This is a genomic window from Niastella sp. (genome assembly GCF_045805085.1).
In the GTDB taxonomy this organism is placed as follows: Bacteria; Bacteroidota; Bacteroidia; order Chitinophagales; family Chitinophagaceae; genus Niastella.
On sequence record NZ_JBJMLX010000148.1, the window covers coordinates 1 to 8,202 of the forward strand.

Genomic DNA, 8,202 nt, shown 5'->3' on the forward strand with positions numbered 1-8,202 from the left:
GATTACGTTATTATGCCGCTATTTGGGCGAATGACCAGGCGGAATATGTAAATCCATTTTTTGCTTTCCTGGGTGATGAAATTGGGAATAAATCGGCGATGAATGCCTTTCGCTGGTTTGCAAAGTATATGAACAAGGAGTACCAGCCTATTCCCAGGTCTATTATTGCGGAAGGCGATGCCACCTGGCATGGCGCCAAAGACAGGGGCGATATGGCCATGATCGCTTATGGCGCCTCACGCTATGCCTTAACGTATGGCAACACAGATTCAGCCAAAGTATTATGGCCATTGGTTGAATGGTGCCTGGAATATTTAAAAAGAAAAGTAAACGAACAGGGTGTAGTGGCCAGCAACAGCGATGAGCTGGAAAACCGCTTTCCGGCAGGCAAAGCTAATTTGCATACCAGCGTATTGTATTATGATGCGTTGCGCTCCGCAGCTATGTTAGGGCGGCAATTGAATGTGTCAAAAGAGCAGACCAGCCGATATGAACAGGAAGCGCAGACGATGCGAAAGAATATTGAACAGTTCTTTGGCGCCAATGTGGAAGGGTTCAAAACGTATCGCTATTATGAAGGAAATGATACCCTGCGTGCCTGGATCTGTTCACCTTTGACTGTAGGCCTGTTCGAAAGAAAAGAAGGAACCATTGCCGCCTTGTTTTCTCCCCGTTTATGGACGGAAGACGGCCTGGCGTCGTTGGCCGGCAATGCAACGTTCTGGGACCGGAGTACCTTGTATGCTTTGCGCGGGGTATTGGCGGCAGGGGAAACAGAGAAAGCGATGGAGTTCCTGCGTTATTATTCAAAACGGCGGTTACTGGGTGAACACGTACCTTATGCGGTGGAAGCTTACCCCGAGGGAAACCAGCGGCATTTATCGGCCGAGAGCGGTTTATATTGCCGAATTTATACCGAAGGGTTATTTGGTGTGCGCCCCACCGGTTTCAACAGTTTTGAATGCACTCCACGTTTACCCAATGGCTGGAACCAGATGGCCCTGCGGAACATTCATTCATTTGGAAATATATTTGATATCGTTGTGAACAGGGCACAGGGTGGTAAACTTACTATAACCATAAAGAAAGGGCAGCAGGTAACAAAATATATCATTAAAGAAGGCGCTACAAAGCGAATCCAGTTATAAAACGGAGTACGGTATATTTACTATTTGCGCGAGGGCATTAACGCGATTTTGAAACAAAATGTACGAATGTGCATTTGATGATATAACTACCGGGCTGACTTACAATAGCAGCCCGGTTTTTAGTGTTGGATGTACAATAAACAGGCATCATTTTTGGACATTTCAATAGTAACCATTATTTCAATAACCGCTATTGAGAACACTTTGTCACTACCTGAAAAGATACTAGTATCTAAAATTATTGCAACCAACGAGTTTACCAGCTTCATCGATGCTGCGAAACGGTATTGTTCCTTCATTGAATCACACGAAGCAGAAACACCCCGCCATTTTATTCTTCAATCACAAAATCATTTATTGTCCCTGTACAACCTGGGCAATTGCATGATATTGATGGAAGAAAAAAGCGATCAAAAGATCGAGGTAAAGCTCGATGAGCTCGAATTTCAACGAAGCCTCCATTTTATAGCAGACAGGTTATGGGATTATCGCTATTACTGGTATGTATTCGATCCTACTGCCAAGAAAAAGGATGCGGGTATTGTATACGGTGACCTGTATGAAGACCTGGGCGCTATTTATAAATACCTGAAGCAAACCCTGCTATTGTATGGCATGAAATCGTCTGAAGCCAAGCAAAATGCGGTTTGGGATTTTAAATGGAACTTCGATACGCATTGGAGCGGGCACTGCGCCAATGCCATCTGCGCCATTCATTACTTTCTTCAAAAGAGCAGGTAAAATCTAATTGACGGAACATCAGGCTGTTGTTAGTTTAAAATCACATCGGATCAGCTATTCTGCTATATTTTTATATATAAAAACGGGTCGAAATTGTATAATTCTGTACCATTTCTATATAGAAATGGTATGAAAATATATAGTGAAGCATGGTTTCTATATAGAAACAGGGTGAAAATATATAGCGGAGCATGGTTTCTATATAGAAACAGGGTGAAAATATATAGCGGAGCATGGTTTCTATATAGAAATAGGGTGAAAATATTTGGTAGCGTATCGTTTTTGTATGAAAACAGTATCAAATTATATAGTTCTGTATGGTTTCTATATAGAAATGGTACGAAAATATATAGTGAAGCATGGTTTCTATATAGAAACAGGGTGAAAATATATAGCGGAGCATTGTTTCTATATAGAAATAGGGTGAAACTATTTGGTAGGATGTCATTTTCGTACAAAAACAAAAAATAATTAGCGATCAATATCACTTATCGATAAAAAATACCTGTTGGTAAAAATTAATATACTTATTTAGCCGCTATTTGTAGATTTGGCTCACCCCAACACCCACCAATGCCGAAACAAATAGTGCTGTTATTACTAGTACTCCTTGCTGGTCAATCTTTTGCACAAAATTATAAAGGAGCCTTCAGCCGGTTGTTAAAAGAAAAAGATACAGCCGCTCAATGGCAATTGCTTCAACACTGGCAACAGGCAGACCCTACCAATGCTGAATTATTCGTGGCTTATTTCAATTACTACTTCCACGCCAGCCGCCAGGAAATGGTTCGTTTATCAGAAACAGGCAACAAAAATTCATCGCTTGCCATAACAGACAGCACCGGTGCGCAGGTTGGTTACCTCACTGATGACTTTGGCTATGACAGCGCCACGCTGAATAAAGCCTTTCATTACATCGATAAAGGAATAAACACCTATACAACACGGTTGGATATGCGGTTGGGAAAGATCTATGCCCTGGGCCAGATCGAAAACTATGAACGCTTTACCAATGAGATCATCACTGCCATTGAAATGTCGAACCACTTAAAAAGCCAGTGGACCTGGGCAGACAATAAAAAAGTGAAAGACCCCGAAAAATTTTTCCTAAGCACCGTGCAGGACTATGTAGTGCAATTGTACAATGCGGGTGACGATCAGTTAGACAGAATGCGTACAATTGCCCAAACAGTTTTAAAATATTATCCCAAACATGTAGAAAGCCTTTCCAACCTGGCCATCACTTATGGCCTGCAGGGCGAGTATGATAAAGCATTGCAATCATTGTTACAGGCAGAAAAGCTGATGCCCCGCGATGTGATCGTGCTCAATAACATCGCCACGATGTACGAACGAAAAGGCGATAAGCTCAACGCCATAAAATACTTTGAGCTTACCGCAAAATTGGGTGACAAAGAGATCAGGAATGAGGCAGTAAAGAAGCTGAAAGAGTTGAAAAACTAATACAATTAATTTTAGTTATGGGTATCGAGATAGAAAGAAAGTTCCTGGTCAATAAAGAAAAATGGAGCCAGGTAACAAAAGAAAAGCAATCACTTTACCGGCAGGGATATATAGTATCAGATCCTGAGAAAACGATCCGTGTGCGGCTTACTGATAAAGACGCATTCTTAACCATAAAAGGTCTTTCCGTAGGCATCTCCCGAACCGAATTTGAATACAGCATCCCTGTAGCTGATGCACAACAATTGCTGGACGGCTTTTGCGATTCAGTTGTCAGCAAAATAAGATACTTCATTACTCATGACAACAAGCTGTGGGAAGTGGATGAGTTTTTAGGCGAGAACGAGGGGTTGATGGTGGCGGAAATAGAATTGGAGTCTGAAGATGAATCATTCTCATTACCCGGTTGGGTAGGGAAGGAAGTAACGAGTGAAAAGAAATACTCAAACTCAAACCTGGCGAAGAATCCGTATAAGAACTGGAGTCAAAAATAATTTAAAAACCCTCCGACGCGTCAGAGGGTTTTTAAAAATGTCATCGTTTAAAATAGTATTATCGAATATTATCAAAATATAACTGACTCCTTACTCTAAAAGAAACCTCGGCTGGAATAAACAAGTTAAAAATTGTTGGCATACAACAACGCCCCCACAACATCCTTATCCGGCTGCACCTGCCCAGCCAGTGTAGCATAATTGGCATCTTTATAAACAACAGCCGCCTGTGATAACAGCGGGTAAAGATTGCTCTTATTGTATTCTCCAATTTGCTGGTAAGTCCAGGTTTTTTGACCAAGTGCAAAAGGTAGCAGCCAGTCCAATGCAGTGCGAATGCTGGCTCCCTGTGGATTTACATATTGCCACAGGTTGATGCCGGTATGTTGAGCCAGTGTGGCCACCCTGAACCAGGCCTGCAGGTTAAACGTACTGTAGCCGAGCCCGTTGGTTCTGGCAAGTTCCAGCTGCATTTTACCGGCAGCATCAATTTGTGAATCAATTCTTTTTTTACTTTCTTCAACCAGTTCTTTTGCTTTGGCGGTATTACCGGTGAATAAAGCGAAGTCGATCGACTGCGCGTAAAACCAGGTGCCATGATTGTTTTTGGCAGCATGCTCTTCATTTCCATTTTTACTGGTCAACATCCAGTTCAGGTATTGTGCATACCATTCGTGTATTGATTTATTGTCTTTATCGGAGAGTGATTTCGATCCCTTTAAAAGATTGACTGCATCGGCAATCCCGGTCAATGAAATGGTTTCAATAATGCCAATGCCTCTGCCATTGGTAATGCCGGGTATGGCCTGCGCAAAGTTGAGGTTGGGATTCATTTTTGTAGCATCGTTTAAAAACCAGTACTGCAATAAGGCGCTGGCTTTGGCTGCATATTTTTCATCGCCGGTTAAATACCAGGCGAGTGATAGCGTTCTACAAGCATTGTCGAGCTCACTTAAATTTCGATGGTCTGTTATTTTATTGATTTCAGGATTGCGCACTCCATCTTTTCGCATATAAGGCAGGCCATTGGGTTTTGAACTGTCGTACCAGAAATAGGGCGCCTGGCTCATATAATCATGCTTGTCTCCACTGGTTGGCGTAAAAGCTTTATCTATAACCGAAACCGGTTTCATCTTTAATAAGTCATCCGCCTGTTTCCGCAATGCGGTAACCAGTTGAAGGGTAGGCGCATCCTGCTGTTGTATGTTTTTCTTTATGTTTACCAGCCGGTTGGCATCCATTAAAAGAACGCCCGGGGTTTGAGCTGAGGAAATGAAAATAAAGAAAATGAAAGTGCTTAGTATTAATATTATTCTTTTCATATGACCATTTACGTTTTTGAAATAATTCATCATTCCATATCCCACCATCCCAAACATCCCATTATCCCAGTTCAGACTTCACATCCCACTATTCCCCGTTCAGACTATATATATTACTTGTTAACGGCAACACCCTGCCAGGTGTAAGGTTCAAACCAATAGTCATCAGGTATTCACCGGTGAACACTTTATCATTATCAGGATTGGTAGATTTAGTGCCGGGGAACAGGTTGATCTCGCGGAACCGGTAGTTCTTTTTAGGATCGAGGCCCTGTAGTTGTACTTTGGTAAAAAGGTCTTTGCGGCGGGTAGTTAAATTATAATTGAAAAGAACGGCTTTGCTTTTTTGGTCGTTCACATACATCAATACAGAACGGTTTTCCTCATAGGGCGAAATAAGGCGGTACAGATCGCCATACCAAATGACATCGCTCAGTTGCTTGTAATTTTTTACCGACTCCTGGCTGAACTGCAATTCCTGCGGTGTCATCTCATTGACGCGAATGTCGTAACCCAGTTTGGCCGACATGGCCACGTCTGTCCTGAATTTAAGCGATTGCCCTTTCCCCATGCTGGTTATATGCGCCGCAATGGTATTGGCCGGGAAGAAATAGGAGTAGCCCCATTGAATAAACACGCGTTCCAGTCCATCGGTATTGTCGCTTGGCCAGAATTCGGTGAAATATTTCAGCGCGCCGTAATCGGTGCGTCCGCCACCACCGGAACATAGCATAATGGGCAGGTGCGGATATTTGGCGCGGATGCGGTCCAGCACTTTATAAAAGCTGTGGGTGTATTCAATAAATAAATGCGATTGGTTCTCTTTTAAATAAGGAGAGTACGTATTCGACATGGGACGGTTACAATCCCACTTGATATACGCAACGCCAGGGTTTTTGGTAAGCAGGCTGTCTACAATACCGAAAACAAAATTCTGTACAGCAGGGTTGGTTAAATCTAGCACCAATTGATTGCGTGACAGGTTTTCCGCGCGGTTGGGCAACCTTAGGATCCAGTCGGGGTGTTTTTGATACAATTCACTTTTAGGATTTACCATTTCCGGTTCCAGCCAGATGCCGAATTTGATCCCCTTCTTACCTGCTTCGTTCACCAGGTGACCAATGCCATTCGGCAGTTTGGTTTTATTTTCCTGCCAGTCGCCCAGACCGGCTTTGTCGTCGTTCCGGGGGAAAGCATTGCCAAACCAGCCATCATCCAACAGGAACATATCTACGCCCAGTTGTTTGGCCCCATCGAATAACTCAACCAATTTATCTTCATTGAAGTTAAAATAAGTGGCTTCCCAGTTATTTAACAATGTAAGACGCGGACCATTGCCATCCAACACGGCATAATTGCGCGCCCAGTGATGCAGGTTGCGACTGGCCTGTCCCTTACCCTGGTTGCTATAAGTGAAAATAAAATCAGGCGTCGTGAACAGCTCACCGGGTTTCAGGGTGTAATCAGATGCATAGGGATTTATACCCGGACGCACCCGCAACTGATTCCTTTGATCTACTTCAAACGTGAATTGAAAATTGCCCGTCCAGGCCAGGGTGCCGGCAATCAGTTCGCCACTGGTTTCGGTGGATGGGTTGTTGAGGGAAAGAAAAAAGGTGGGTGTTTGGTAAAAGTCAGCCCGGGTGCCCAGTTTGCTCTCGATATTTTTTACCCCATTGGTTAATTGTTCATCAACCTGCTGCGCTTCGCGGGCCCATTCGCCATGAAACTGGGTTAACCAGTACTTATCTGCATTAAAGTGCAACATGGTAGAAGCATAATGTGTAAGCCGCACCGGCTTTTTTTCGTGGTGTTGAATGGTGGCACTCGCGGTAATAACGTCTTCATTAAAATAAGCCGTGTATTGCAACACCACTTCAACCTGGTAAACAGAATCTTTTAATATGATGCGGGTAGTGGTCACATTTCCTTGTTGGCTGGCAGTATGCGAGGCATAGGTTAATTCAAGGGAAGGATTGCCATCGGCATGCACTACACGGATGGCGGGTTCAAACAGGTTTTCCATCCCGGCGGTTAAATAGGCTTCCTGCCCGCCTGATAATTTCTCATACTCCGTATTGGCTAATTGCGATCCCAGGTAACTTTGATACACCCGGTGGTTTTTGCCAACAGTAAATACCAGGCTGGCATTTTTTGTTTGAATAACGATGGGCGAGGCAGGTTGCGAAAGAGCTGTCAGAAAAAGCAGATTTAATAGTAACAACAAAGAATACTTCATAATACCAGGGTAATTTACCATACAAAGATGCAAAAAAACACAAAGGTGAACCACATCACCGATTGGTGTATGATTCACCTTTATTACCAAATTATTAAAGGATTGTTACAAACTACCTAAACATCATCATCTTTTCTTCCCTCGTTGAGTTCATCATTATCGGGACCGCCCAGGCTGTAATAATCGTTTTCTTCATCATCATCGGTCTTTTTTGGATCTTCTTCCTTTTCCTCGGGAACATCCAGATCGTCGCCGCTACTCACTTCACTTACGGCGGCTTCATTTAACGGGTCACCGTCAAAATCGGTATTATCCAATCCTTCCTTATCAATAAATTCATCTTCATTCATATCCTGGTCCTGGTCAGGATCGCCCAGCATTTCCAGATCTTCTTCCGTTACGTCTGCTTCGGTACCCATCACGATCTTTACATCTTCGTCGTCATCATTTTTAAATATATCCTTTCCCTGGCGAATGCCTTCCTCGTCATCGGAGGAGGCAGTAGTATCTTTCATGGCGCCGGGCACGCCGGCGTTTACAATACCTTCCTGTCCGGGAATATCCGATACATCAGGTAATTCGATATATGATTCATCCTGCGCCAGCTTTTCTTTTCTTCTTTGGCTGGCAGTACCATCCTTTGGTGGGGTTTGTTCCTGGCTGGATGAAATATCGTTCAGCTCTTCATCAGAGCGTTTTTTTGTAGGAGTTTTTGTTTTAGTTTTTGCCATAACCGGAGTTTTATAAAGAATGCATAAAAAATTATGCCCCGAAAAAAGTAAGCGTAACTATCA

General features: G+C 43.2%; 6 protein-coding genes and 1 pseudogene. 4 read left to right on the forward strand and 3 right to left on the reverse strand.

The features are described 5' to 3' along the window. From ACJ751_RS07340 to ACJ751_RS07355, 4 genes and pseudogenes are all read left to right on the forward strand, one after another. Positions 1 to 1,148: pseudogene (locus ACJ751_RS07340) on the forward strand (hypothetical protein); the annotation flags it as partial. 153 nt (positions 1,149 to 1,301) lie between these two features. After that, positions 1,302 to 1,889 carry a DUF5063 domain-containing protein gene (locus ACJ751_RS07345; protein WP_407744768.1) on the forward strand — a complete coding sequence of 196 codons (588 nt, stop codon included), beginning with the start codon at positions 1,302 to 1,304 and terminating at the stop codon, positions 1,887 to 1,889. Between the two features lie 573 nt (positions 1,890 to 2,462). After that, entirely contained in the window at positions 2,463 to 3,353 is an 891-nt protein-coding gene (locus ACJ751_RS07350) for a tetratricopeptide repeat protein (protein WP_407744769.1), read from the forward strand. 17 nt (positions 3,354 to 3,370) lie between these two features. Next, positions 3,371 to 3,847, forward strand: a complete 477-nt coding sequence (locus ACJ751_RS07355; protein WP_407744771.1) for a CYTH domain-containing protein — start codon at positions 3,371 to 3,373, stop codon at positions 3,845 to 3,847. Between the two features lie 125 nt (positions 3,848 to 3,972). On the opposite strand, the gene ACJ751_RS07360 is transcribed toward ACJ751_RS07355, so the two are convergent. From ACJ751_RS07360 to ACJ751_RS07370, 3 genes are all read right to left on the reverse strand, one after another. Then, positions 3,973 to 5,169, reverse strand: a complete 1,197-nt coding sequence (locus ACJ751_RS07360) for an alginate lyase family protein (protein ID WP_407744772.1) — start codon at positions 5,167 to 5,169, stop codon at positions 3,973 to 3,975. An 88-nt stretch (positions 5,170 to 5,257) separates the two neighbouring features. After that, a complete protein-coding gene (locus ACJ751_RS07365) occupies positions 5,258 to 7,408 on the reverse strand; it encodes an alpha-galactosidase (protein WP_407744774.1) in 2,151 nt (716 codons plus the stop codon). Between the two features lie 116 nt (positions 7,409 to 7,524). Then, positions 7,525 to 8,139 carry a hypothetical protein gene (locus tag ACJ751_RS07370; RefSeq protein ID WP_407744775.1) on the reverse strand — a complete coding sequence of 205 codons (615 nt, stop codon included), beginning with the start codon at positions 8,137 to 8,139 and terminating at the stop codon, positions 7,525 to 7,527. Positions 8,140 to 8,202: the final 63 nt, after the last annotated feature.

What these genes read in the sequence shown, in the direction of transcription:
- ACJ751_RS07355 (WP_407744771.1), top strand. Translation starts at nt 3,371, where the DNA reads ATGGGTATCGAGATAGAAAGAAAGTTCCTGGTCAATAAAGAAAAATGG.
- ACJ751_RS07360 (WP_407744772.1), bottom strand. Translation starts at nt 5,169, where the DNA reads ATGAAAAGAATAATATTAATACTAAGCACTTTCATTTTCTTTATTTTC.
- ACJ751_RS07350 (WP_407744769.1), top strand. Translation starts at nt 2,463, where the DNA reads ATGCCGAAACAAATAGTGCTGTTATTACTAGTACTCCTTGCTGGTCAA.
- ACJ751_RS07370 (WP_407744775.1), bottom strand. Translation starts at nt 8,139, where the DNA reads ATGGCAAAAACTAAAACAAAAACTCCTACAAAAAAACGCTCTGATGAA.
- ACJ751_RS07365 (WP_407744774.1), bottom strand. Translation starts at nt 7,408, where the DNA reads ATGAAGTATTCTTTGTTGTTACTATTAAATCTGCTTTTTCTGACAGCT.